This is a genomic window from Streptomyces sp. NPDC089919, assembly GCF_040684615.1.
GTDB lineage: Bacteria > Actinomycetota > Actinomycetes > Streptomycetales > Streptomycetaceae > Streptomyces.
The window spans coordinates 16,998-41,813 of sequence record NZ_JBFBGK010000060.1; the positions used below are offsets into that span (position 1 = coordinate 16,998).

The 24,816-nt window shown below is 72.9% G+C and carries 25 protein-coding genes; 7 read left to right on the forward strand and 18 right to left on the reverse strand.

Annotated features, from left to right (window positions below; translation table 11 throughout):
- Positions 1–54: 54 nt before the first annotated feature.
- The 3 genes from moaA to AB0O40_RS22940 form a co-directional block, all read right to left on the reverse strand.
- Positions 55–1,044: a GTP 3',8-cyclase MoaA gene (moaA, locus tag AB0O40_RS22930; protein WP_365044688.1), complete on the reverse strand. Its 990-nt coding sequence runs from the start codon at positions 1,042–1,044 to the stop codon at positions 55–57.
- A 155-nt stretch (positions 1,045–1,199) separates the two neighbouring features.
- Positions 1,200–2,852: a cation acetate symporter gene (locus AB0O40_RS22935; protein ID WP_365044691.1), complete on the reverse strand. Its 1,653-nt coding sequence runs from the start codon at positions 2,850–2,852 to the stop codon at positions 1,200–1,202.
- Positions 2,849–3,208, reverse strand: coding sequence for a DUF485 domain-containing protein (locus AB0O40_RS22940; protein ID WP_365044694.1), 360 nt, complete (start codon positions 3,206–3,208; stop codon positions 2,849–2,851). The genes AB0O40_RS22935 and AB0O40_RS22940 overlap by 4 nt, the downstream gene beginning before the upstream one ends.
- A gap of 240 nt (positions 3,209–3,448) precedes the next feature.
- Between AB0O40_RS22940 and AB0O40_RS22945 the strand changes: the two genes are divergently transcribed.
- A complete protein-coding gene (locus AB0O40_RS22945) occupies positions 3,449–4,987 on the forward strand; it encodes a S8 family serine peptidase (RefSeq protein WP_365044697.1) in 1,539 nt (512 codons plus the stop codon).
- Between the two features lie 75 nt (positions 4,988–5,062).
- Here AB0O40_RS22945 and AB0O40_RS22950 read toward each other — a convergent pair whose 3' ends face one another.
- The 3 genes from AB0O40_RS22950 to AB0O40_RS22960 are packed head-to-tail and all read right to left on the reverse strand — an operon-like array spanning position 5,063 to position 7,746.
- Positions 5,063–6,106: a zinc-dependent alcohol dehydrogenase family protein gene (locus tag AB0O40_RS22950; RefSeq protein WP_365044700.1), complete on the reverse strand. Its 1,044-nt coding sequence runs from the start codon at positions 6,104–6,106 to the stop codon at positions 5,063–5,065.
- Between the two features lie 18 nt (positions 6,107–6,124).
- Positions 6,125–6,838 carry a lysoplasmalogenase gene (locus tag AB0O40_RS22955; protein ID WP_365044703.1) on the reverse strand — a complete coding sequence of 238 codons (714 nt, stop codon included), beginning with the start codon at positions 6,836–6,838 and terminating at the stop codon, positions 6,125–6,127.
- On the reverse strand, positions 6,835–7,746 hold the full coding sequence (locus AB0O40_RS22960; RefSeq protein WP_365044706.1) for a sterol desaturase family protein: 912 nt from the start codon (positions 7,744–7,746) through the stop codon (positions 6,835–6,837). The genes AB0O40_RS22955 and AB0O40_RS22960 overlap by 4 nt, the downstream gene beginning before the upstream one ends.
- Before the next feature lie 121 nt (positions 7,747–7,867).
- Here AB0O40_RS22960 and AB0O40_RS22965 point away from each other — a divergent pair, with 121 nt between their 5' ends.
- Positions 7,868–10,948: an NACHT domain-containing protein gene (locus AB0O40_RS22965; RefSeq protein WP_365044709.1), complete on the forward strand. Its 3,081-nt coding sequence runs from the start codon at positions 7,868–7,870 to the stop codon at positions 10,946–10,948.
- A 26-nt stretch (positions 10,949–10,974) separates the two neighbouring features.
- On the opposite strand, the gene AB0O40_RS22970 is transcribed toward AB0O40_RS22965, so the two are convergent.
- From AB0O40_RS22970 to AB0O40_RS22985, 4 genes are read right to left on the reverse strand one after another with little or no spacing between them, the layout of a single operon-like run.
- Positions 10,975–12,222: an amidohydrolase family protein gene (locus AB0O40_RS22970; RefSeq protein WP_365044712.1), complete on the reverse strand. Its 1,248-nt coding sequence runs from the start codon at positions 12,220–12,222 to the stop codon at positions 10,975–10,977.
- On the reverse strand, positions 12,219–13,532 hold the full coding sequence (locus tag AB0O40_RS22975) for an amidohydrolase family protein (RefSeq protein WP_365044715.1): 1,314 nt from the start codon (positions 13,530–13,532) through the stop codon (positions 12,219–12,221). Before AB0O40_RS22975 ends, AB0O40_RS22970 begins: the two co-directional genes overlap by 4 nt.
- Positions 13,533–13,542: 10 nt before the next feature.
- The gene (locus tag AB0O40_RS22980; RefSeq protein WP_365044718.1) at positions 13,543–14,427 is read right to left on the reverse strand and encodes an SDR family NAD(P)-dependent oxidoreductase; all 885 of its coding nucleotides are present in this window, start codon (positions 14,425–14,427) and stop codon (positions 13,543–13,545) included.
- Position 14,428: 1 nt separating this feature from the next.
- Complete coding sequence (locus AB0O40_RS22985; protein WP_365044721.1) at positions 14,429–15,235, reverse strand: acetoacetate decarboxylase family protein; 807 nt, start codon at positions 15,233–15,235, stop codon at positions 14,429–14,431.
- Between the two features lie 113 nt (positions 15,236–15,348).
- On the opposite strand from AB0O40_RS22985, the gene AB0O40_RS22990 reads away from it, so the two are divergent.
- The 5 genes from AB0O40_RS22990 (at position 15,349) to AB0O40_RS23010 (ending at position 19,149) form a co-directional block, all read left to right on the forward strand.
- On the forward strand, positions 15,349–15,993 hold the full coding sequence (locus tag AB0O40_RS22990; RefSeq protein ID WP_365044724.1) for a helix-turn-helix domain-containing protein: 645 nt from the start codon (positions 15,349–15,351) through the stop codon (positions 15,991–15,993).
- A gap of 95 nt (positions 15,994–16,088) precedes the next feature.
- The gene (locus AB0O40_RS22995; RefSeq protein WP_365044727.1) at positions 16,089–17,066 is read left to right on the forward strand and encodes a DEDDh family exonuclease; all 978 of its coding nucleotides are present in this window, start codon (positions 16,089–16,091) and stop codon (positions 17,064–17,066) included.
- 64 nt (positions 17,067–17,130) lie between these two features.
- A complete protein-coding gene (locus AB0O40_RS23000; protein WP_365044730.1) occupies positions 17,131–17,364 on the forward strand; it encodes a hypothetical protein in 234 nt (77 codons plus the stop codon).
- Positions 17,365–17,537: 173 nt separating this feature from the next.
- Positions 17,538–18,344 (forward strand): SURF1 family protein, encoded by an 807-nt coding sequence (locus AB0O40_RS23005; RefSeq protein ID WP_365044733.1) that lies wholly within the window; start codon positions 17,538–17,540, stop codon positions 18,342–18,344.
- 49 nt (positions 18,345–18,393) lie between these two features.
- Positions 18,394–19,149, forward strand: coding sequence for an SDR family oxidoreductase (locus tag AB0O40_RS23010; protein ID WP_365044736.1), 756 nt, complete (start codon positions 18,394–18,396; stop codon positions 19,147–19,149).
- 145 nt (positions 19,150–19,294) lie between these two features.
- Here AB0O40_RS23010 and amaP read toward each other — a convergent pair whose 3' ends face one another.
- The 8 genes from amaP to AB0O40_RS23050 form a co-directional block, all read right to left on the reverse strand.
- A complete protein-coding gene (amaP, locus tag AB0O40_RS23015) occupies positions 19,295–19,858 on the reverse strand; it encodes an alkaline shock response membrane anchor protein AmaP (RefSeq protein ID WP_365044739.1) in 564 nt (187 codons plus the stop codon).
- A 4-nt stretch (positions 19,859–19,862) separates the two neighbouring features.
- Entirely contained in the window at positions 19,863–20,447 is a 585-nt protein-coding gene (locus AB0O40_RS23020) for a DUF6286 domain-containing protein (RefSeq protein WP_365044779.1), read from the reverse strand.
- A gap of 8 nt (positions 20,448–20,455) precedes the next feature.
- A complete protein-coding gene (locus AB0O40_RS23025; RefSeq protein WP_365044742.1) occupies positions 20,456–20,788 on the reverse strand; it encodes a hypothetical protein in 333 nt (110 codons plus the stop codon).
- A gap of 181 nt (positions 20,789–20,969) precedes the next feature.
- Positions 20,970–21,161, reverse strand: a complete 192-nt coding sequence (locus AB0O40_RS23030) for a hypothetical protein (protein ID WP_365044745.1) — start codon at positions 21,159–21,161, stop codon at positions 20,970–20,972.
- Positions 21,162–21,199: 38 nt separating this feature from the next.
- Positions 21,200–21,625 carry an Asp23/Gls24 family envelope stress response protein gene (locus tag AB0O40_RS23035; protein ID WP_365044748.1) on the reverse strand — a complete coding sequence of 142 codons (426 nt, stop codon included), beginning with the start codon at positions 21,623–21,625 and terminating at the stop codon, positions 21,200–21,202.
- A 95-nt stretch (positions 21,626–21,720) separates the two neighbouring features.
- Positions 21,721–22,500, reverse strand: a complete 780-nt coding sequence (locus tag AB0O40_RS23040; protein ID WP_365044751.1) for an enoyl-CoA hydratase/isomerase family protein — start codon at positions 22,498–22,500, stop codon at positions 21,721–21,723.
- Positions 22,501–22,631: 131 nt separating this feature from the next.
- A complete protein-coding gene (locus AB0O40_RS23045) occupies positions 22,632–22,853 on the reverse strand; it encodes a helix-turn-helix domain-containing protein (RefSeq protein WP_007263382.1) in 222 nt (73 codons plus the stop codon).
- 299 nt (positions 22,854–23,152) lie between these two features.
- Complete coding sequence (locus AB0O40_RS23050; RefSeq protein WP_365044755.1) at positions 23,153–24,751, reverse strand: ABC-F family ATP-binding cassette domain-containing protein; 1,599 nt, start codon at positions 24,749–24,751, stop codon at positions 23,153–23,155.
- Positions 24,752–24,816 lie beyond the last annotated feature (65 nt).

Consider the following 24,816-nt stretch of genomic DNA (forward strand, 5'->3'; position numbering starts at 1 on the left):
GGTCGGACCGGGGTCCGCCGGACCCCGGCCGGCCGCCGCCGGCGGCCGGCGCCGTCAGCCGCCGATCGCCGACATGGGGCGGGCGGGCTGGAGGAAGCTCGGGTCGTCGAGGCCGGAGCCGGCCTTCTTGCCCCACATCGCCACCTTCCACAGGCGGGCGATCTCCTCGTCGGGCGCCCCGGAGCGCAGCGCGGCCCGCAGGTCGGACTCCTCCGTGGCGAAGAGGCAGGTGCGCACCTGGCCGTCGGCGGTCAGCCGGGTCCGGTCGCAGGCCCCGCAGAAGGGCCGGGTGACCGAGGCGATGACGCCGACGGTGGCGGGGCCGCCGTCCACGACCCAGCGCTCGGCGGGGGCGGAGCCGCGCTCGTCGGCGCCTTCCTCGGTGAGGGTGAAGCGGGTGCGCAGGGAGGCCAGGATGTCCCCGGCGGTGATCATGCCGTCGCGCTTCCAGCCGTGCTGGGCGTCCAGCGGCATCTGCTCGATGAAGCGCAGCTCGTAGCCGTTCTCCACGGCCCAGGCCAGCAGGTCGGGGGCCTCGTCGGCGTTGAGCCCGGGCATCAGGACGGCGTTGACCTTGACGGGGGTGAGGCCGGCCTCGCGGGCCGCGGCCATGCCGTCGATGACGTCGTGGTGGCGGTCGCGCCGGGTCAGGGTCTTGAAGACCTCGGGGCGCAGGGTGTCCAGGGAGACGTTGACCCGGTCCAGGCCGGCGGCCTTGAGGGCGGCGGCGGTGCGCTTGAGGCCGATGCCGTTGGTGGTCAGCGACATCCGGGGGCGCGGGGTCAGTGCGGCGCAGCGCTCGACGATGCCCACCAGGCCCGGGCGCAGCAGGGGCTCGCCGCCGGTGAAGCGGACCTCCTTGATGCCGAGCTCGGTGACCGCGATCCCGATCAGCCGGACGATCTCGTCGTCGGTCAGCAGGTCGGGCTTGGCCAGCCACTGCAGGCCTTCCTCCGGCATGCAGTAGGTGCAGCGGAGGTTGCAGCGGTCGGTGAGCGAGACACGCAGGTCGGTGGCCACTCGGCCGTAGGTGTCGATGAGCACTGCGGGCCCCTCCCGTGTCCGGATCAGTAGAGGTACTGCTACGTGTTCGAGCCTACGCGACGGGTGTGTCTTGGCGGGATGCCCAAAGGAACGAGACGTGGCGCGGCCGCGTCGTACGGACCTACGACGCGGCCACGCTGGGTGAACGGACGGTGTCAGTGGGCACCCGTGCCGGTGAGGGAGCGGACCTCGAGTTCCGCGTACTTCTGGGGGTCGGCCTCCTCCTTGGAGAGGACCGTGCCCAGCCAGCCGAGGAGGAAGCCCAGCGGGATGGAGATGATGCCGGGGTTCTCCAACGGGAACCAGTAGAAGTCGACGCCCTTGAACATCGAGGTGGGCTTTCCGGACACGACCGGGGAGAAGAGGACGAGGACCACCGACGAGATCAGGCCACCGTAGATGGACCACAGCGCGCCCCGGGTGGTGAAGCGCTTCCAGAAGAGGCTGTAGAGCAGGGTGGGCAGGTTCGCGGAGGCGGCCACCGCGAAGGCGAGGGCGACCAGGCCGGCGACGTTCAGGTCCCGGGCGAGGGCGCCGAGGACGATGGCGACCGCGCCGATGCCGACGGTGGCCCAGCGGGCGGCCCGGACCTCCTCCTGCTCGGTGGCCTCGCCCTTGCGGATCACGTTCACGTACAGGTCGTGCGCGAAGGACGAGGAGGAGGCCAGGGTCAGGCCGGCGACCACCGCGAGGATGGTCGCGAAGGCCACCGCGGAGATCACCGCGAGCAGGACCGCGCCGCCGTTGGAGTCGGTACCGCCGCCGAGCACCTGGGCGAGCATGGGGGCGGCGGTGGTGCCGGCCTTGTGGCCGCCCTTGGCGGGGTCGGTGAGGTCGGCCGGGCTGATCAGGGCCGCGGCGCCGAAGCCCAGCGCGATGGTCATCAGGTAGAAGGCGCCGATGATGCCGATGGCCCAGTTCACGGACTTGCGGGCGGCCTTCGCGGTGGGGACGGTGTAGAAGCGCACCAGGATGTGCGGCAGGCCGGCGGTGCCGAGGACCAGCGCCAGGCCCAGCGACAGGAAGTCGAGCTTGGTGGTGGCGTCCTTGCCGTACTTCAGGCCGGGCTCGAGGAAGTGCGCGCCCTTGCCGCTGTTCTCGGCGGCCCGGCCGAGGAGTTCGGAGACGCTGAAGTCGAACTTGAGCATCACCAGGAAGGTGATGAGCAGGGTGCCGGCGATGAGCAGGACGGCCTTGACCATCTGGACCCAGGTGGTGCCCTTCATGCCGCCGATGGTGACGTAGACGATCATGAGGACGCCGACCGCGGCGACGATCGCGATCTTCCCGCCGTCGCTGGTGATGCCGAGCAGCAGCGAGACCAGGGCGCCCGCGCCCGCCATCTGCGCGAGCAGGTAGAAGATCGAGACCACGATGGTCGAGGTGCCCGCGGCGGTGCGGACCGGGCGCTGGCGCATCCGGTACGCCAGCACGTCGCCCATCGTGTACCGGCCGGAGTTGCGCAGCGGCTCGGCCACCAGCAGCAGCGCCACCAGCCAGGCCACCAGGAAGCCGATCGAGTAGAGGAAGCCGTCGTAGCCGAAGAGGGCGATGGCGCCGGTGATGCCGAGGAAGGACGCGGCGGACATGTAGTCGCCGGAGATGGCCAGGCCGTTCTGGAAGCCGGTGAACTGGCGGCCACCGGCGTAGAAGTCGGCCGCGCCGCGGGTCTGCCGGCCGGCCCAGACGGTGATGACCAGGGTCGCGACGACGAACAGCCCGAAGAGCGTGATGATCAGCGGGCGGTGCTCGGAGGCGCCGGCCGCGAGCGGCACGTCGGCCGGCGCCGCGAGGAGGAGGCCGCTCATGCGCCGCCCTCCATCCGGGACTTGATGGCCTCGGCCTGCGGGTCCAGGACGGTCGCGGCGCGCCGGGAGTACCACCAGGCGATCAGGAAGGTGCTGGCGAACTGGGCGAGGCCGAGGACCAGGGCCACGTTGATGTTGCCGAAGAGCTTGGTCCCCATGAAGCCGCCCGCGTAGTTGGACAGCAGGACGTACAGCAGGTACCAGGCGATGAAGGCCACGGTGAGCGGGAAGGCGAAGGAGCGGTAGGAGCGGCGGAGTTCGGCGAACTCGGGGCTCTGCTGGACGGCCGCGAACTCCTGCGCGGTGGGGGCGGCCGGGCGCGTGCCGCCGGGGGGCGGGGGTGCTTCGGTGCTCACGGAGTCTCCTTGCTCAGCGGGTGCGGTGGGGACGACGGACAAAACGACCTCCGTGGGGGGATGGAACGGGCCGTTCCCCCTGTCAAGGGCACGGCCGGCGGGGAAAGACGGTTCAACGCCCGATTTTTCTTTCGGAATTCATTGCTCGAGCGGGAAGATCGGCGCTAGCTTCACTCGTCATGTACCCGTCCAACGCAACCTGCGTCAGGACGGCTTTTTCACGGATGATGTGGAGAACCCATGGCTCATCTGGGATCCGGACGCCGCCGCCTGCTCGCGGTGCCGGTCGGTCTGGCGCTCACGGCCTCGCTCGGTTTCCTCCCCGGGATGTCGGCCTCGGCCGCCACCCTGGACGGCCCGGCCGCCACCGCCGCGAACACCGTCGGCCCGAAGCTCTCGTACGTGGTCAACCTGAGCCGCACCGGCCCGGGTACGGCCAAGCAGGTGACGAAGGCGATCGAGGCCGCGGGTGGCACCGTGGTGACTGCCTATGAGCAGATCGGCGTCGTCGTCGTGCACTCCCAGAACCCCGACTTCGCGAAGCAGATCCGCCTCGCGAAGGGCGTCAGCTCCGCCGGCGCCACCCGCACCGCGCCGCTGTCGGTCGTACAGACCACCGAAGAGGGCAGCACCGAGGTGCTGACCGACGCCCAGGCCGCCAAGGCCGCGGCGGAGGCCGGCCCCGGCCAGGAGCCGCTGGAGCCCAACCAGTGGGATCTTCGGAAGATCAAGGCCGACGAGGCGCACAAAATCAACATTGGCAGCCCGAACGTCACGGTCGGCGTGATCGACACGGGTGTCGACGACACCCACCCCGACCTGGCCCCCAACTTCTCCAAGGAGCAGTCGGCCAACTGCGTCGGCGGTGTCGCCGACCAGACCGACGGCGCCTGGCGGCCCTACGCCGACGGCAGCGACCACGGCACGCACGTGGCGGGCACCATCGCCGCGGCCCGCAACGGCATCGGCGTCAGCGGCATCGCGCCGGGCGTGAAGGTCGCCGGCATCAAGGTCAGCGAGCCGGGCACCAGCCTCTTCTACGCCGAGGCCGTGGTCTGCGGTTTCGTCTTCGCCGCCGAGCACGGCATCGAGGTGACGAACAACAGCTACTACATGGACCCCTGGTACTTCAACTGCAAGGACGACGAGGACCAGAAGGCCCTCGTGGACGCCGTCGGCCGGGCGACCGCCTACGCCGAGAAGAAGGGCACGCTCAGCGTGGCCTCGGCCGGCAACTCGGACTGGGACCTGGCGAGCGACTCCATCGTCGACAACACCAGCCCGGACGACGCCACCCCGGCCGACCGCACCATCGACCCGCACAAGTGCCTGGACATCCCCACCCAGCTGCCGGGCGTCGTGTCCGTCTCGGCCACCGGTGACCAGGGCCTGCGCTCGTACTACTCGAGCTTCGGCCTCGGTGTCATCGACGTCGCCGCCCCCGGTGGCGACAAGTGGCAGATCCCGGACACCCCCGACCAGAACGGCCGGGTGCTCTCCACCCTGCCGGGCGGGGGCTACGGCTACAAGCAGGGCACCTCGATGGCCGGCCCGCACGTGGCGGCCGTCGCGGCACTGATCAAGAGCAAGCACCCGAACCTGCGCCCGGCGCAGGTGCAGGCGCTGCTGAAGGCCGAGGCGGACCAGACCGACTGCCCCGAGCAGATCTACGACGCCGCGGGCGCCCTGCGCGACGCGAGCAACTGCGAGAGCTACGGTCCCCAGACGGGCTACTACGGCTGGGGCGTGGTCAACGCGCTCAAGGCTGTGAAGTGGTAGTCCGCGAGGGCTAGGAACGGCACGGGGGCCGGGCGGATCATCCGCCCGGCCCCCGCTGCGCGCGGTGCGCCCGCCTCAGGGCGCGATGATCACCTTGAGGGCGCTGCGGTCGTCCATGGCGCGGTAGCCGGCCGGCACCTCGTCCAGGGTGACGGCGCGGTCGAAGACCGGGGCCGGGTCGATGGCGCCCGACAGGACGTCGGCCAGCAGCTCGGGGATGTACGCGCGGACCGGGGCCACCCCGCCGCGCAGGGTGATGTTGCGGTCGAACATCACGCCGAGGTCCAGGCCGGTGCCGCTGCCGTGCGGGACGCCGACGTAGCCGATGGCGCCGCCGTCGCGGGTGATGTTGACGGCGGTGCGCATGGACTGCTCGGTGCCCACGGCCTCGATGACGGAGTGCGCGCCCTGGCCGCCGGTCAGCTCGCGGACGGCGGCCTCGGCGGCCTCGCCGCGCTCGGCGACCACGTCGGTGGCACCGAAGAGCTTGGCGATGTCGGTGCGGGCGGTGTGCCGGCCCAGGGCGATGATCCGCTCGGCGCCCAGCCGCTTGGCGGCGAGCACGCCGCACAGGCCGACCGCGCCGTCGCCGACGACCGCCACGGTCGAGCCCTTGGCCACGCCGGCGCCCAGGGCGGCGTGGTGGCCGGTGCCCATGACGTCGGAGAGCGCCAGCAGCGAGGTCAGCAGGTGGTCGTCACCGGCCGCCTCGGCGGGCAGCTTCACCAGCGTGCCGTCGGCGTGCGGGACCCGGACGGCCTCGCCCTGGCCGCCGTCGTAGCCCACCGAACCCCAGAAGCCGCCGTGCACGCAGGAGGTGTGCAGGCCCTCGCGGCAGTAGTCGCAGGTGCCGTCCGACCACATGAACGGCGCGACGACCAGGTCGCCGGCCCGGAAGCCGGAGACCTCGGAGCCGGTCTCCTCGACGATGCCGAGGAATTCGTGGCCGATCCGCTGGCCGGGCTGGCGCTGGGCCTCCCCGCGGTAGGCCCACAGGTCGCTGCCGCAGATGCAGGCGCGCAGGACCCGGACCACGGCGTCCTGGGGCTCTCGGACGGCGGCGTCGGGCACCTCCTCCACGCGGATGTCGTGGGGGGCGTGGATGACAGTGGCGCGCATGTTTCGCGTTCCTCAAGCTCAGTCGGGTGTGACCTCCCTACCGTACGCCCGGCCCGCGGCGAGGGCTCCGGTGGCCAGCAGGTACTGGGCCGCCAGGTAGGTGAGCATGATCCAGAAGTCCGGGCGGGGCGGCTGCGGCCAGTCGGCGACCCCGGTGGCGATGAGGGTGTCGGAGAGCATGAACAGCGCGCCGCCCAGCGCGGCGGTCCGTCCCAGCGCCCCGGACCGGTAGGCCATCGCGGTGAGCAGCAGGCTGTACACGGCCACCGGGATCCGCAGCTCCCCGGGGAGCCCGGGCCACAGCAGGACGACCGTGGTGACCAGGGCCAGCCCGTACGCCGCCCCGACGAGCGGGTCGGTCCGGACCCGGCCGAAGAGGAACAGGTAGCAGAGGTGGCCCAGGGCGAAGGAGGCCATGCCGACGAGGAAGGCCGCGTCGGCGTCGAAGAGCAGCGCCAGGTCCCCGCCCCAGCCGAAGCCCAGCGCGGCCAGCAGCGGGTACGGGCCCCGGCGGGTCAGTACGTACGCCATCAGGAGCGGCATGAGCAGCGGCTTGGCGGCCAGGTGGCCCGGGTGCCAGCCGGCCAGCAGGCTGACCAGGTCGAGGCCGCCGACCGCGAAGAAGGCGGTGCGCAGCCCCCGGGCCACCGCCTCCCGCCGCCCGGCGAGCCGGGGCTGCGCCCACGAGGGGATCCGGGGCCCGGCGGACCCGGGAGAGGTGGCGGTGGTCATGCGGGGGCCTCCGTGGCGCTCGGTGCGGGTGGTGCGTGCGGCGGGGACGGCGGGGCGGGCGCCGGGGAGTGGGCGGCCGGGGCGGGCTGCCAGCCGGGGCCGCCGAAGAGCCGGCCGGCGCGCTCGCGCCAGCCGGCCGCGGCCCGCAGGTCCCGGGCGATCGCGGCGTACTCGTGGGTGGCGACCCGCAGCGGGTTGTACGTCTCGATGTTCTTCGTCAGGCCGTAGACGGGCCGCTCCGTCTCGGCCGCGAAGGACCCGAAGAGCCGGTCCCAGACGATCAGGATCCCGCCGTAGTTGCGGTCCAGGTAGCCGCCCTGGGAGGCGTGGTGGACCCGGTGGTGCGAGGGGGTGTTGAAGACGTACTCGACGGGCCGCGGCAGCCGGTCGATGCGCTCGGTGTGGATCCAGAACTGGTAGACGAGGCTGACGGAGGAGCAGAAGGCCAGCACCGCCGGGTGCATGCCCAGGGCGATCAGCGGCAGGTAGAACGGCCAGGAGGTGAGGCCGGTCCAGGGCTGGCGCAGTGCGGTGCTGAGGTTGAAGCGCCGGCTGCTGTGGTGGACGACGTGGCTGGCCCACAGGACGCGCACGACGTGGTGCCCGCGGTGCTGCCAGTAGTAGCAGAGGTCCTGGCCGAGCAGCAGCAGCGGGACGGTCCACCACAGCAGCGGCACCCGCAGCGGGGTCAGTGCGTAGAGCCCGCCGTAGAGCGCGACGACCGGGACCTTCCACAGCGCGTCGAAGAAGAGGCTGCCCAGACCCATGCCGATGCTGGTGGCCGCGTCCTTCGGCTCGTACCCGGCGGCCTCCTCGTCGGGCCGGAGCCGGTAGCTGACCGCCTCCACCACCGTGAGCAGCACGAAGGCCGGTATGGACCACAGCACCACGTTCGGCAGATTCGGCATGAGCGCACGATAGGGCCGCCCCCGCCCGGCCGCCAGGGGTTGTTACCGATCGGTATCCGCCGGGGTTACCGGCGGTTCGCGGGATAGTGGCCGGCAGGCGTTCCAGGGGAGGGACCGGGGGATGACGGGGATCGAGACGGCCGTCTTACGAACGGCGGCGAAGGCGGCGGGCTGGCTGTACCGGGCGCGACTCGGGCAGGTCCCGGGGGCGGGGCTCACGAACGACCCGGTACGGCCGGCCCGGCGCTGGCAGCGGCCCGCGGAGCTCGGCGGGGCCGAGCTGCGGGGGCTCGCAGCGGATCTTGCGGCGCGGCTGGGCGGCGCGGTCGACCGGCTGCCGGAACACGAGCGGCTGGCGGCCCTCGACGCGGTCGCCGACGCCTTCGCGGGGCCGGGGGCGATGGACGCCGGAGCCGCGTTCGCGGCCGACCTGGATCCGGCGCGGCTCGCGGCACGGTTGGCCGTGCCGAACGGCGCGGGGCTGAGTACGGCCGCGGAAGCGGTGTGCCGGGAGCTGATCCTGACCGCCTGTACGCACGCCGTCGAGTACCTCACGACGATGCCATCGTTCGGCGCCCGGGCCGATGTCGAACTCGTCCGCCGCACAGGCGAGTTGCAGCGGTCCTTGGACCGGCTCGCGGAACCCGCCGACGGGGCGGTGCACGCCTTCGAGGCCCGGTACACCCGGTATCTCGCCGAGACCCATGGCCGCCTCCAGCTCTTCGGGCTGACCACCGGCCGGCGGCGCGAGGAGTGGCCGCTGGACCTGGCGTACATCAGCTTGGCGGTGAGCGGCGAGCAGCACTGGCCGCATCCGGGCGAGCCGGTCCCGCAGCAGAGCACGGTGAAGGCGGAGCGGGCCCTCGGCGCGGCGGACCGGGTACTGCTGCGCGGCCCGGCCGGTTCCGGCAAGAGCACACTGCTCCAATGGCTCGCCGTCAACGCGGCCCGGCAGCGGGGCGGTGGTCCGTGGGCCGGGTGTGTGCCCTTCGTGCTGCGGCTGCGGGCATTCACCACGGCGGACGCCTTGCCGCTGCCGGAAGGGTTCCTGCGGGCCACCGGGGTGCCGATGTCCGCGCCGCCCGGCTGGGTGGAGGCCTTGATGCTCGGTGGCCGGGCCCTGGTGCTGGTGGACGGTGTGGACGAGGTCCCGCAGCGGCTGCGCAACCGCACCGAGGTCTGGCTGCGCTCGCTGGTCGCCGCCTTCCCGAAGGCCCGGTACGTGGTGACCACCCGCCCGTCGGCGGTTCCGGAGGACTGGCTCGCCGGAACGGGCTTCGTCCCGCACACCCTGCTGCCCATGGAGCGCGAGGACGTCGGCTCGTTCATCGCGCACTGGCACGCGGCGGCCCGGGCGGAGCCCGGTGCGGAGCGGGAGGACCTCGACTCCTACGAGGCCTCGCTGCGGGAGGCGATCTCGGCCCGCCGGGACCTGGGGCGGCTGGCGACGAACCCCCTGATGTGCGCACTGCTGTGCGCCCTGAACCGGGACCGCCGCATGCATCTCCCCCGCGCGCGCAAGGAGCTGTACGACGCGGCGCTCGACATGCTGCTGGTACGCCGGGACACCGAGCGGGAGATCGGCGGGGTCGAGGGGGTCTGCCTCACCCGCGACGAACAGATCCTGCTGCTCCAGCGGTTCGCGTACTGGCTGATCCGCAACGGCCAGGTGGAGGCGGGCTTGGACGAGGCGGTCGCGCTGGTGGCGGAGTGGCTGGACTCGATGCCGCAAGTGCGGGAGCAGGGGGACGCGGAACAGGTCTTCGCCCACCTGCTGGTCCGCAGCGGGCTGCTGCGCGAGCCGGTGGCGGGTTCGGTCGACTTCGTCCACCGGACCTTCCAGGACTACCTGGGGGCCAAGGCGGCGGTGGAGTCCCGGGACTTCGGCGTGCTGGTGAAGAACGCGCAGGACGACACCTGGGACGACGTGGTCCGAATGGCCGTGGGCCACGCCCGCCCCGACGAGCGCACCCGCATCCTGCGGGGCCTCCTCAAGCGCGCTGACCGCGTCAAGAGCGCCCGCAACCGCCTGGTCCTTCTGGCCGCGGCGTGCCTGGAACACGCGCCGGAACTGGACCCGGCGGTCCGGGAAGAGGTGACGTCCCGGACGGCGGACCTGCTGCCGCCCCGCACCATTGCGCAAGCGGAGGAGCTGGCCAAGGCCGGTGAGCTGGTGCTGGACCTGCTGCCGAGCGGCGGCCTCAGCGCCGGGGAGGCGGCGGCGTGCATCCGGACTGCGGCGGCGGTGGGAGGAGACCGGGCGTTGGCATTCATCCGAAGGCTGCGCGGCGACGGGCGCGGCGAGCCGCTCGCCGAACTCGATGCGGCCTGGGGCTCCTTCGACCCGGAGACCTACGCCGCCGAGGTGCTGTCGGGGATCACGGCCGAGCACGCCCTGCTGTCCGTGCGCACCCCCGAGCAACTGGCCTGTCTCGACCGGCTGCGCGGCTTCCGCGGGCTCCGGCTGTTCGATGCGGTCCGGATTCCCCCCGAAGTGGCCACCCACGAGGGCCTGGGGATGCTGTACGTGCTGGAGTCGCCCGGGCTGACCGACCTCGGGCCACTGGCCCAGCTGAGCGGACTGCACCACCTGAGCCTGCAGTGTCCGGCCGTGGAGGACCTCACCCCGCTCTCCGGGCTGCCGCTCACCAGCCTCTTCCTGATGGGCAGCCAACGAGCGCGCCTGGACGTACTGGCGGCGCTGCCCGGACTCACCTCGGTCGGACTCAGCTCGACCGGGCGGTTCGGTTCGGTCGGCGAATTGCCCGGACTGACCGGCCTGACCGCGCTGTGGCTGTACGAGGGCACGGAGCCCACGTTCCTCGACGGGCTGGAGCGCTGGCCCGGCCTGACCTCCCTGACCATCAGCGGCAACCACCAGCTGGCCCAACTGCGCGCCCGGGCCCAGGTTCCCGACCTCATGTTCCTGCAGCTGGTCCACTGCCACGGACTGCAGCCCGACGACGTCCTGCGCTTCCCCGACCTGCAACGGGTGTTCCTCAGCGACTGCCGGCTCCCCGAGGGCACGGTGCGAAACCTGGCGAGCCTTGAGGGGCTCACCCTCCTCGGCCTGAGCGCCTGCGGCACCGTGGACCTCGCGCCGTTCGCCGGCCGGCCGGACGTGACCATCCGCCTCCTCGGCACCGGCACCGAGGTGCGCGGCGGGGAAGTGCTCCCGCCGGGGCGGCTCCAACTCCTCTAGGAGGGAGCCGCCCCGGCGGGGGCCCGTCACCACACCCGGACCGAGCCCCCCTTCGCGAAGGCCGGGCTGGTGGCGTCGGCCGGGACCTCCGTCAGCGGGGCGGAGATCTCGGCGACGGTCGGGCCGTGGACGGCGGCCAGGGCGTCCAGGGCCGGGAGGTCGAAGCCGTAGACCCGGGCGGCGTTGCCGCCCACCATGGCCGCGACCTCCTCCCGCGGCAGTCCCGCGTAGGCGATGCGCAGGGCCTCGCGGGTGTAGGGGGCGGTGCCCTCGTCGTGCGGGTAGTCGCTGCCCCACATGATCTTGTCGAGGCCGATCCGGTCCCGGAGCGGGACCTCGTGCGGCCGCATAAAGCTGGCGCCGACGAAGCAGTTGTCCCGCCAGACCTGGCCGGGGCCCTTGCCCATCGAATCCGCCAGCCCCGCCCCGAACTTGGACTCGGCGGTGGCGGCCCGGGTCGCGGCGGAGACCAGCCGGCCGTGGTAGTAGTCCAGCATGTCGAGCACGCCCGGGATCCACCCCGAGCCCTGCTCGGTCAGGACCAGCTTCAGCGCGGGGTGGCGCCGGAAGGCCCCGCCGAAGATCAGGTGCCACAGCGCCCGGTGCGAGAACCACGTGGTCTCCACCATGAACACCGCCCGGGCCGCCGGCTCGTCACCCAGCGGCGGCGAGGCCGAACCGCCGTGGTGGTTGACCGGCACGTCCAGCTCGGCGCAGACCGCCCAGATCGGGTCGTACGCCTGCGAGTAGAGCTCGGGCACCGGCGAGCCGGGCGGCACGCCCGGCAGCAGGATGCCGCCCGTCAGCCCCTCCTCGCGGGTCCGGCGGATCTCGGCGACCGCCGCGTCGACGTCGTTGAGCAGGATCTGCGCCACCCCGGCCCGGCGGCCCGGCGCCCGCCCGCAGAACTCCGCCAGCCAGCGGTTGTGCGCCTGGAGCCCGGCCCAGCGCTGCTCGTACTCGTCCCGGGTGGGCGGCTGGGCCATCAGGGAGGCCTTGGGGAAGAACGGCGGGATGGTGTTGGGGAAGACCACCTCGGCGACCACGCCGTCCGCCGCCAGCTCGGCCAGCCGCCGGTCGGAGTTCCAGTTCCGGTCGGCGGTGTCCGCGAGCAGGTCCTCGTACGGGTTGACGTAGGTGGCCGCCCAGGCGTCGAATTCGTCGTGGTGCTTCTTCTCCAGGTACGGCTTGTAGTCCAGCAGGTCCGCGCCCGCGTGGCAGTCCGCGGAGACGACGGTGTACCGGTCCTCGCCGGCCGGGTCGGCCCCGGTCACCGGTCCGCCCCCAGCACCGGGAAGTCGTGCTCGGTCAGCCAGTGCCGGCCGACCTCGCGCGAGCGGGCCCAGGAGGCCTCGACGGCGGCCTGGTCGGGCGACTGGCCGAGCTCGGCCGGGGTCGGGCCGATCCGGGCGGCGATCGGGGCGAGCTTGCCGGTGTCGAAGCCGAAGACCTCGGCCGCCGCCAGCCCCAGCATCCGGCGGGTCTCCGCCACCGGGATGTCGTGGAAGGTGTTCCGCAGCCAGGTACGGGTGTTGGGCCAGGTGCCCTCGGGGTGCGGGAAGTCCGAGCCCCACAGGATGTTGTCCACACCGATCTCGTACCGCTGGGCCAGCTCGCGCCGCTTGGTGTTGGTGGCGCAGACGAACACCTGGCGGTCCAGGTACTCGCTCGGCGGCCGCTTCAACTCGGCGAAGGGGGACAGCTTCTTGCCGCCGTGCGCGCCGAGGTAGAGCCGGTCCATGAACCACAACTGGTTGGGCAGCCACCAGCAACCGGACTCGGCGACACCGAACTTGAGACCGGGGTGGCGCTCGAAGACCCCGGACCAGAGCAGGAACCACAGCGGCCGGGCCGGCCACCAGGTGACCTCGGAGACGTAGATGCCCAGGTGGTCGCCGTACTCGTGGCGGGGGGCCGCGCCGGAGTGGGTGACGATCGGCATGGCGGTCTCGGCCGCCGCCGCCCAGACCCGGTCGTAGCGCCGGTCGTGGTACGGCGCCCGGTCCACCCACATCGAGGGGATCATCAGGGCGCCGAGGCCGGACTCCTTGGCCCGGTACACCTCCGCGACGACCTTGTCCGGATCGCCGGTGATGGGCAACAGGGCGACGCCGCAGTGGCGTTCGGGGTGCTGCCCGACGAACTCGGCCAGCCAGCGGTTGTGCGCCTGGGCGCCCGCCATGCCGAGCTCCGGGTCCTGGTCGCCGGAGAGGCCCAGGCCCACGCCGAAGGGGGCGGCGGTCTGGCTGTCCACAGCGTCCGCGTCGGGGAAGACCACCTCGGCGGCCACCCCGTCGCCGTCGAGCTCCTTCAGCCGCTGGGCACTGTCCCAACCGCCTTTGAGGCCTTCCTCATTGTCGTGGAACCACTTCTCGGCGAAGGCCTCGTTGCGGATCCCGAGCCGGGTGGCCTCCTCGCGGCGGGCGTCGCGCTGGCCCAGGAACTCGTCGAACTGCGGGTGGAAGCGGGAGTCGAGGTAGGGGCGGTACTGCTCGGTGGGGAGGCCCGCATGGCAGTCGGAGGAGATGATCAGGTACGGGTCGTCGTAGGCGGCGGCAGGTGAAGTCGTGCTGTCGTCGGTCACGGTGCACCCCTCAGTCGAGGATGAAGCTTTCCAGGTAGGCGGGGTTGGCGCGGTCGAGCATCGACTGCGACCGGGCGCGGATCTGGCGGTCGCTGTGCTCGCTGTCCGGGAGCATCCAGAAGCGGCCGGCGCGGATGCCGTCGACCACGTGGTCGGCCACGTCCTCCACCGGGGTGAACTCCACCTCGTGACCGGCTTGCTTCATCGCCGCCTCGTACTGGTCGATGCTGCGGTACGGGGTCTTGCGGGGGCGCTCCTTGGCGTACCGGTCGGGCCGGTTGCGGTGGGACTCCCACAGTCCGGTGCGCAGCATGTGCGGCCCGGGGAAGAGCACCGAGGCGGCGACCGCGGCGCCCTCCGCCTTGAGGTGGGCGTACAGGGACTCGGTCATGGTGACCACGGCGGCCTTGGTGACGGCGTAGACGGAGGCGGTGGGCAGGGGCGCGATGCCGCCGTCGCCGGAGGAGGTGTTGACCACGTGCCCGGGCTGCCCGCCGGCCAGCATCCGGGGGACGAAGGCCTGGATGCCGTGGAAGACGCCCCAGACGTTGACGGAGAAGGCCCACTTCCAGTCGTTGGGCTCGTGCTCCCACATCCGGCCCTCGGCGCCGGAGCCGACCCCGGCGTTGTTGCAGAGCACGTGCACCGCACCGAAGGCCTCGTACGCCGCGTCGGCGAGGGCGAGGACGGACTCCCGCTCGCTGACGTCTACCTGACGGGCCAGCACCTCGGCGCCGTCGGCCGCGAGTTCGTCGGCCGCCTTGCGCAGGGCCGCCTCCTCGACGTCGGCGAGCACCACCCGCAGCCCCTCGGCGGCGAACCGGCGGGCCATGGCGAGCCCGATGCCGCTGGCCGCGCCGGTGACCACGGCCACCTGTCCGGGTACGAGTTCCATCTCAGGCACCGCCTTCCGAGCCGGCCGGCGGCGCGTCGTAGGCCTGCTGGGGGTCGTCGTAGCGCTGGTGGAGGTACGGCAGGAGCGCCTGGGCGCTGACCCGCTCGACCACCCGGCCCTGCTGGTCGGTGGTCTTCTCGCCGATGGTGATCTCCACCAGCCGGCGTACCGGGAGGTCGGCCACCGGGTCGAACATGGACTCGCGGAGCACCACGTCACCGGTGATGTGCTCCAGCTTGCGGACCTTCTCGTTGCGGGTGCAGTGCACCAGCACCGGGTCGCCGTCGAAGCCGGAACCGTCCACGGCCGGGAGGAACTTGAAGTAGAAGTCGGTCTTCTGGGCCGGCTCCGGAGGCGGCAGCTCGCGGTCCACCGCGCCGCGCACCTCCACGAAGGCGATGCCGTGCCGGGCCAGCGTGGCGCGGACGACGAGGCCGTCCCGCTCGACGGTGACCTCGCCCAGCTTCTTGGGCTCGCCGAAGACCTCGCGGCCGCCGGTCAGGGCCCGCTCCAGGGTCATCGGCATCACCAGCGGGTACCAGCCGGAGACCCCGTCGTGCTCGGCGGCCACCGCCACCGAGCCGGCGCCGAGCGGATAGCCCGGCAGGTCGACGGTGCTGATGTTGGCCCGCACCAGCGGGCGTTCGGCGGGCTTGAGCGGCGGCGGCAGGACCGCGGCCACCACATCGGGATCGGTCTCCCAGACCGCCACCACACCGGTGGACCAGATGTCCGGGAGCTTGGAGCTCTTCTCGCGCGACGCGGCGATCTCGGCCTCGGTGCGCGCTCCGTACCGTACGCGTGCCATGGGTGCACCACCCCTTCGTCGTCGGTTCTGTAACACAGTTACACCGACCCCGATGAAGGGTAAAGAGGGCTGCACGCACCAGAACTGACGGAGTGACAGATGTGGGGGATCCGATGACCCGAAACCCGCTCACCCGCGAACAGGTGCTGGCGGCGGCGGCCGGGCTGGTCAAACGGCACGGCCCAGGCGCCCTGACCATGCGCAAGCTCGCCGCCGAGCTGGGCACCGCCGTCACCTCGATCTACTGGCACGTCGGCAACCGCGAACAACTCCTCGACGCCCTCGTCGAGCGGACCGTCCAGGACATGGGCGCGATCCGGCCCACCGGCCGCACCCCCGCCGACCGGGTGGTCTCGGTGGCCCGGAGCCTGCGCCGGGAGCTGCGCGAGCGGCCCCACCTGATCGCGATGGTGCACGAGCGGGGGCTGACCGAGCGGATGTTCCTGCCCGCCCAGCAGGCCCTGGTCCACGAGGTGCACGCGGCCGGGCTGCGGGGCGCCCGCGCCGCCGCCGCGGTCCGGGCGGTCCAGTTCCAGATCGTCGGCTTCGTCCTGGTCGAGCGCAACCGCGAACGCTCCCCCCTCCAATCCCCCGCCGAAGCCGACCTCTGGCACGCGGCCACCCCCGCCGACCCGGCCCTGACCCGCGCCCTGTCCCGCCCCGTCGACCCCGAACGCCTCTTCCTCCTCTCGGTCCGGGCCCTGGCCGAATCCCTGCTGAAGGAGGACCCGAAGGAGGAGCGGAGGGGCGAGGGGTGACGAGGGCCACGCGCCGGCGGCGGCCGGAACCCGCCCGCCCGGGCCCCTCTTGCGGGGTTCGGGGCGTGGGGTGTCAGCGGGGGCCCGTATCCTCTGTGACCATGCTCGACGACCGCACGACCGCAGAGACGACCTGGCCGGCCGCGTACCCGCAGGGGTACGCGGTCGTCGACGTGGAGACCACCGGGCTCGCGCGCGAGGACCGGATAGTGTCCGCGGCCGTCTACCGGCTCGACGCGCAGGGCAACGTGGAAGACCACTGGTACACGCTCGTCAATCCGCAGCGCGACCCGGGCCCGGTCTGGATCCACGGCCTGACCAGTGACGTCCTCGAGGGCGCGCCGCTGTTCAAGGACATCGCCGAGGAGTTCGCCGAGAAGCTGGCGGACCGCGTGCTGGTCGCGCACAACGCCATGTTCGACTGGCAGATGATCGCCCGCGAGTACGCCCGGGCCGAGGGGGCCGCGCCGGTCCGGCAGCGGCTGTGCACCATCGCGCTGTCGAAGGAGCTGCGGCTGCCGCTGCCCAACCACAAGCTGGAGTCGCTGGCCGCCCACTTCGGCGTGGTCCAGCAGCGCGCCCACCACGCCCTCGACGACGCCCGGGTGCTGGCCGAGGCCTTCCGGCCCTCGCTGCACGCCGCCGCGGAGGGCGGGGTCCGGCTGCCGCTGCTGGAGTGCCGGCCGCTGACCGAGTGGTCGGACGCGGCCGCCGCGCCCCGGGTGGGGCACCAGGCCGCCTACCGGCCCGTCAGCTGGCGCCCCTCGCGCAAGCGCCCGGCCTGCCCCTACCCGAACCCGGGGCGGTACGAGGACGGCCGGCCCCTCAAGCAGGGCATGCGGGTCGCCTTCTCGGGTGACACCTCCGTGGAGCGGGAGCTGCTGGAGGACCGCGCCGTGGAGGCGGGGCTGCACATCGCCACGAGCGTGTCCCGGCTCACCAGCCTGCTGGTGACCAACGACCCGGATTCGGCCACCTCCAAGACCGTCAAGGCCAAGTCCTTCGGGACCCCCGTCGTCGACGAGGCGGCCTTCACCCACCTGCTGCGGGACGTGGCTCCGGCAGACGGGTGACCGTGCGGCGACTCGCCCGGCGCCCGCTCGCCCGCCCCGGCCCGCTGGACCCACCCTGTGGCGCATGGCACGTTGCGAGGTCTGCGGAAACGATTACGGCATGTCCTTCGAGGTGCACGCGCAGGGCGCGGTGCACGTCTTCGACTGCTTCTCCTGCGCCATCCACCGCATGGCGCCCATCTGCGAACACTGCCGGGTCCAGATCATCGGACAGGGCGTCGAGGTCGAGGGCCAGTGGTTCTGCGGAGCCCACTGCGCCCGGGCCGAGGGGAAGGCGGGCATCGTCGACCGGGTGTGACACCGGCCGGGCGCGGACCCGAGCAGCTGCCAGACCGGCCGGGCGCGGACGCGCCCCGCTGTGAGACCCACCGCCGTACGGACCCCGGCCCCGGGGCCCCTCCCCCGCCGCCCCGCGGCCCCGGGAGGGACCCCCGCGCCGGGGTCCTCCGTACGAGGGGTACCGTCAGGGGCGTGTACCGCTTCGTCCTGACCCGGCAATGGGTGTGCCTCACCCTCCTCGCCCTCCTCCTCATCCCCGTGATGATCAAGCTGGGCTTCTGGCAGTACCACCGCCACGAGAACCGGGTCGCACAGAACGCGCTCATCGCGCACAACCTCACCGCGAAGCCGGTGCCGGTCACCGAGCTCACCTCCCCCGGCCACAAGGTCCCGCGCGCCGACTACTGGCGGGCGATCACGGCCACCGGCACGTACGACTCCGCGCACGAGGTCGTGGTGCGCCGCCGCACCTCGAACGACGACAAGATCGGCGTACACGTGGTGACGCCCCTGGTCCTGAAGGACGGCCGGGTGCTGCTCGTCAACCGCGGCTGGGTGGACTCCGGTGACGACCAGCGCGCCTATCCGCCGGTACCGGCCGCCCCCAAGGGCGAGGTGACCGTGACCGGGCGACTGAAGGCCGACGAGACCAGCGGCGCCTCCGGCATCAAGGACCTCAAGGGCCTGCCGGAGCGTCAGGTGATGCTGATCAACAGCAGCCAGCAGGCCGCGCTGATGCACCGCACGGTGCTGGGCGGGTACATGGAACTGACCGCGCCGGTGCCGAAGGACGGCAGCCCCGAGCCGATCGCCGAGCCCGACCACGACGACATCGGCCCGCACATGGCGTACGCCGTGCAGTGGTGGCTGTTCTGCGGCGGGGTCCCGGTGGGCTGGGTCGTCCTGGTGCGCCGGGAGAAGCGCGACCGCGAGGCGGCCGCGGCCGCCGCCGAGCAGGGCGCCGCCCCGCCGGCCGAGCCCGAACCCGCCTCCGTCTGACCGCCGCCCGGGGCTGCCGGGCCGGGGCCGGACACGGCAGGATATGGGCATGGATCTTGGACTGAAGGACCGTGTCTACGTCGTCACCGGAGCCTCCCGCGGCCTCGGCTTCGCCTCCGCGCGCGAGCTGGTCGCGGACGGCGCGAAGGTGGTCGTCTCCGGACGGGACGAGAAGCAGGTGGCCGCGGCCGCCGCGGAACTCGGCCCGAACGCCGTCGGGGTGGCCGCCGACAACTCCGACCCGGAGGTCGCCCAGCGGCTGATCCGCACGGCGCGGGAGCACTTCGGACGCTTCGACGGGGTGCTCGTCAGCGTCGGCGGGCCGGCGCCGGGCTTCGCCGCCGACAACACCGACGAGCAGTGGGAGGCCGCCTTCACCGCGGTCTACCTGGGCGCGGTACGGCTCGCCCGGGCCGCGGCGGGCGAGCTGGGCGAGGGCGGGGTCATCGGCTTCGTGCTCTCCGGCTCGGTGCACGAGCCGATCCCGGGCCTCACGATCTCCAACGGCCTGCGGCCGGGACTCGCCGGCTTCGCCAAGTCCCTCGCCGCCGACCTGGGTCCGCAGGGCATCCGCGTCGTCGGCCTGCTACCGGCCCGGATCGACACCGACCGGGTGCGGTCGCTGGATGCGCTCTCCGGCGATGCGGATGCGGCGCGTACGGCGAACGAGGCGCAGATTCCGCTGCGGCGGTACGGGACGCCGGAGGAGTTCGGCCGGGCGGCGGCCTTCTTGCTGTCGCCGGCGGCCTCCTACCTGACCGGCGTCATGCTCCCCGTCGACGGCGGCGCCCGCCACGGCTTCTGACCCCCCTCGCGCACGCGCGCCCGGGCGCAACCGCCCGTCCCGTACGCGTGGCCGCGCCCCGGAGCCCCCGCACCGCCGCTGCGCGCAAGGCGACAGCGGGGCTCCGCCCCACGTAGCCCCGGCGGCGGGCGCGCCTACGGCCGGGTCACGTCACCCGTTTCGCGTGGTGGTCGGTGGCGTGGAGGCGGGCTTCGGTCGGGAGGGTGGGGAGGCCCGTGGAGGTGCGGGCGTGGGTGAGGGCTTCGTGGGCGAGGGTTGCCAGGGCGTCGGCGGGGACGGCGTGCGGGGCGAGCAGCAGGCGGACCCGGACGGTGGGCGCGGTGCGCCGGCCGTGCAGGGTGACGTGTGCCGAGGCCACCCCCGCCACCGCCGCGAGTTCGGCGGCCATCGCCTGCTCCAGCGCGTGCCCGCGCAGTTGCGCGTACGCCCCGTCCCCGGTGTCGACCAGCAGGGCCGGCAGCCGGGAGCGCCGCCACTGGGCGAGGAACCACCACAGCGCGAGCAGCACCACGACGCCGAGGACCGGCAGGACCACCCACCACCACCAGCCCTCGGACGTCCAGCGCCGCCGGTCCTCGGCGGAGAGCAGGACGTCCCCGCGACCCGAGTAGGGCCACAGCCCGCCGAGCAGGGCGGCGCCCAGGGCCAGCAGCACCAGCCCGGTCAGCGCGAGCAGCGTCCGGTTGACCGCCGCGAGCCGGTTCGTCACGGCCTCACCCCTTCCCGGCCGGCCGGGAGACCCGGACGTCCACCGGCGGCGCGTGCGCCAGCCCGAGTTCGTCCAGGCCGACGGCGAGCACGTCGTCCAGATCGGCGCGTACCTCGTCCAGTTCGCGGAAGTGCGACACCGCGCGCACCACCACCCGGGCCCGGCGCACCGAGACCCGTACCGCCCGGACCCCGGCCACCTCCATCGCCCGGTCGCGCAGCACCAGCGCGGCCGCCTTGCGGGTCAGCCCGGCCCGCACGGCGGGGTCCGGGGCGTGCATGGGCAGCACCGCCCGCAGTCCCGGGGTGGCGGCGAGCACCAGCAGGAGCACCCCGAGGGCGACGAGGACGGCGGCGGCGGTCACCACGCCCGGGTCGTCGAGGGTGTGCCCGGCCAGGGTCCGGGTGAGGGACCGCCGCCAGTGCATGCCGGGCCGGTGCGCCCGGACGGCCGCGGTGTCGTAGAGGAAGAGCGCGGCCACGGCCAGCAGCACCAGCGCGGTGAGGGCGGCCGGCACCCGGCGGGCGGACCGGAACCGGGCGGCGCGCACCGGTGGCGGCTCCTCGTCCTCCTTGCGGAGGACCGGCACCGGGGCGCTCACCGCAGCCTCGCCCGGCCGCCGGGCCGGGTGTACGCGGAGTGCAGGTGCTCGACGTCGATGTCCACCTCGGGCACGGCCATGCCGGCCAACTCCTCGACCCGGGCGGCGACATGCCGGCGCACCTCGGCGCAGGCGGCCCCGATGTCGCGGGGGTAGCCGAGGTCGAGGGTGATCCGCACCCGGGCGATGTCGTGGTGCACGGTCACGGTGGCGTGCGGCGCGGCGCTCCCGGCCGGGGGCCCGGGCAGGGCCTCGCGGGCCGCCGCGGCGGCGATCTTGGCCACCACCCGGTCGGCGATCCGGGTGGCACCCCGCTCCCCGGCGGGCACCGCACCCGCCCGCGACCGCCGCGCAGCGGACCCGGCCCCGGACCCGGCCGCGCGTCCGGCACCCGGCCCGGAACCGGATGCGGCCACCGGAGGACGGGACCCGGCGGCGGGCTCGGCGCCAGGTTCGGCCATCGCATGGCCGTAAGCGTCGTCGGGGTCGGGAGCGGGGGGCGTCACCCGCTCACCGGTGCCGGTCGTCGCGGTCGCGGGACCGGAAGAAGTCGCCCGGTTCCAGGTCGCCGTCGGCGAACCGGCCCGCCACGAAGCCGATGGCGCCCAGCGCCGCCACCAGCAGGAACGCTCCGAAGCCGCCGAAGTACCCGGCGAACCCCAGTGCCATGCCGGCCAGCATCCCGGCCACGGCCATGCTCATCGTGAGCTCCTCTCGGGTGCCCCGCTCTTGCCCACGCGCTACTGGAGCCGGGTCTCCGGTCCCTCGTCCTCGTCGTCCGGCAACTTGACGTCGGTGACCGCGACGTTGACCTCGACGACTTCGAGGCCCGTCATGCGCTCCACCTCCGCGACGACGTTCTCACGGACCGCCCGGGCCACGTCCCTGATCGACACGCCGTAATCCACGACGAGGTCCAGGTCGAGGGCGGTCTGGAACTCGCCGACCTCGGCCTTGACCCCGCGGGAGACGGACTTCGCGGAGCCGCCGGGAACCCGGTCGCGGACCGCGCCGAGGGTGCGGGCCAGGCCGCCGCCCATCGCGTGCACACCGGGCACCTCGCGGGCGGCCAGGCCGGCGATCTTCTCGACCACGCCGTCGGCGATGCTCGTGCGGCCGCGGTCGGCGGGCACGGGGAGGGGCTTGCCGGTGTCGCTGTCGGTCATGCCGGGTCCCTTCGAGGGGTGCGGAGCCGTACGGCGCTCCCGACCCACGGTAGGCGCGGTTGCCCGCGCCCGCCCGACGGGACCCGGCGACCGGGTCAGTCCGACAGCCCCGCGAGGTCCCGCAGCCGGCGGGCCTGGGCGGCGCGCTCGGCGGCGCGCTGCTCCTCGTACGAGCGGGTGGCGGCGCCCCGCAGCAGGGTCTTGGTCTCGATCACCGCGTCCCGCGGCGCGCCGACCAGCGCGGCGGTGAGGTCCTGGACGGCCGCGGACAGCTCCTCCGCGGGCACGACGAGGTTGGCCAGCCCGATCCGCTCGGCCTCGGGGGCGTGCACGAAGCGGCCGGTGGCGCAGATCTCCAGGGCGCGGGCGTAGCCCACGGCGGAGACCAGCGGGTGCGTGCCGGTCAGGTCCGGCACCAGGCCCAGACTGGTCTCGCGCATGGCGAACTGCACGTCATCGGCGACGACGCGCAGATCGCAGGCGAGGGCCAGCTGGAAGCCCGCGCCGATGGCATGCCCCTGTACGGCGGCGATGGTGATGATGTCGTTCCGTCGCCACCAGGTGAAAGCCTCCTGGTACTCGGCGATCGTGGCGTCGAGGCGCTCGTCCGAGCCCCGGGCCAGGTCGAGGAAGGACGGCTCTCCCTCGAAGCCCTCGGGCGTGAACCCCTGCCGGTCGAGGCCGGCGGAGAAGGACTTGCCCTCACCACGGAGGACGACGACCCGCACGGAACCCGGCAGCAACCGCCCGGCCTCCGTCAACGCCCGCCAGAGCGCGGGGGACTGAGCGTTTAGCTTGGCCGGATTGTTCAGTGTCACCGTGGCGACCGTGTCTTCGACGGTGAGTCGTACGCCGTCCTTGTCGAGCAGAGCCATCATCGCCTCCGGGCGTGCAGTCGAGCGTGCTAAGTGACTGCACAGTAACCACCCAGCCGTCCCGTCGGCCGACCGGGGGTCACCGAAGTTCCGATGGCAGATTTCCGATCCGCGGCTCCCCGCGGCCTGAATCAGGCCGCGGCGGCCTTCTTGCCACGGGTCGCGCCACCGCGACCGCGCAGCGTGACTCCGGACTCACTGAGCATCCGGTGGACGAACCCGTAGGAACGGCCGGTCTCCTCGGCCAGCGCCCGGATGCTCGCACCGGAGTCGTACTTCTTCTTCAGGTCTGCCGCGAGCTTGTCGCGCGCGGCGCCGGTCACCCGGCTGCCCTTCTTCAGAGTCTCGGCCACCCGTGCCTCCTCATGGGAAGTGCGCTCTGGACTTCTCATGATCACCCCTTGCGGCCTTCCTGGCCACCCATTCGACAAGGTCCGTCGCGGGGCTTTTTTCGCGCACGGCGGAGTCGCCCGGGCCGGAATCGGATAATCCGGATCTTTGACGGCCCTGACCTGGAGATTCTTTTGGGGCCCGGCGGGCGGTGGCTGAGGCGGTCCGCTCGCCGGTACCAGAGCGTCTCACTCAGATGACGGACCGCACATGAGCCGAATGATCCAGAAGCAATTGGATCATCGGCTCCCGTGCGAGCGCCTTACGCGAGCGCGACCAGGTCCTTGTAGTCCGGACCCCACAGGTCCTCGACGCCGTCGGGCAGCAGGATGATGCGCTCCGGCTCGAGTGCGTCCACCGCGCCCTCGTCGTGGGTGACCAGGATGACCGCGCCCTTGTAGGTGCGCAGCGCGCCGAGGATCTCCTCGCGGCTGGCCGGGTCGAGGTTGTTGGTGGGCTCGTCGAGGAGCAGGACGTTGGCCGAGGAGACCACCAGCGTGGCCAGGGCCAGCCGGGTCTTCTCGCCGCCGGAGAGGACCCCGGCCGGCTTGTCGACGTCGTCGCCGGAGAAGAGGAACGAGCCGAGCGTCTTGCGCACGTCGACCAGGTCCAGGTCCGGGGCGGCGGAGCGCATGTTCTCCAGGACCGTGCGCTCCGGGTCCAGGGTCTCGTGCTCCTGGGCGTAGTAGCCGAGCTTGAGGCCGTGGCCCGGGGTGACCTGGCCGGTGTCCGGCTTCTCGGTCCCGGACAGCAGCCGCAGCAGGGTGGTCTTGCCGGCGCCGTTGAGGCCGAGGATGACGACCCGGGAGCCCTTGTCGATGGCCAGGTCGACGTCGGTGAAGATCTCCAGCGAGCCGTACGACTTCGACAGGCCCTCGGCGGTCAGCGGGGTCTTGCCGCAGGGCGCCGGGTCCGGGAAGCGCAGCTTGGCGACCTTGTCGGAGACCCGGACCGCCTCCAGGCCCGACAGCAGCCGGTCGGCGCGCTTGGCCATGTTCTGCGCGGCCACGGTCTTGGTGGCCTTGGCGCGCATCTTGTCGGCCTGGGCGTTGAGCGCCGCGGCCTTCTTCTCGGCGTTCTGGCGCTCGCGCTTGCGGCGCTTCTCGTCGGCCTCGCGCTGCTGCTGGTAGAGCTTCCAGCCCATGTTGTAGACGTCGATCTGGGAGCGGTTGGCGTCCAGGTAGAAGACCTTGTTGACGACCGTCTCGACCAGGTCGACGTCGTGGGAGATCACGATGAAGCCGCCGCGGTACGTCTTGAGGTAGTCGCGCAGCCACACGATCGAGTCGGCGTCGAGGTGGTTGGTGGGCTCGTCGAGGAGCAGGGTGTCGGCGTCCGAGAAGAGGATCCGGGCCAGCTCGACACGGCGTCGCTGACCGCCGGAGAGGGTGTGCAGCGGCTGGCCGAGCACCCGGTCGGGCAGGCCGAGGGCGGCCGAAATGGTGGCGGCCTCGGACTCGGCGGCGTACCCGCCCTTGGTCAGGAACTCGGTCTCCTGGCGCTCGTACTGGCGCAGGGCCTTGTCGCGGGTGGCGCCGGCGCCGGTGGCGATGCGCTCCTCGTTGGCGCGCATCTTCTTGATCAGGACGTCGAGGCCGCGGGCCGAGAGGATCCGGTCGCGGGCGAGCACGTCGAGGTCGCCGGTGCGCGGGTCCTGGGGCAGGTAGCCGACCTCGCCGGAGCGGGTGATGGAGCCGGCGGCCGGCTGGCCCTCGCCGGCCAGGCACTTGGTGAGGGTGGTCTTGCCCGCGCCGTTGCGGCCGACCAGGCCGATGCGGTCGCCCTTGGCGACGCGGAAGGAAGCGGACTCGATGAGGACGCGGGCGCCGGCGCGCAGCTCGACGCCGGTGGCGGTGATCACGGAAATACTCCAGTGCGGTATGGACGGCGGAAGGGGGGCGGTGAGGCGAGCTTCGGCGCCGCTAA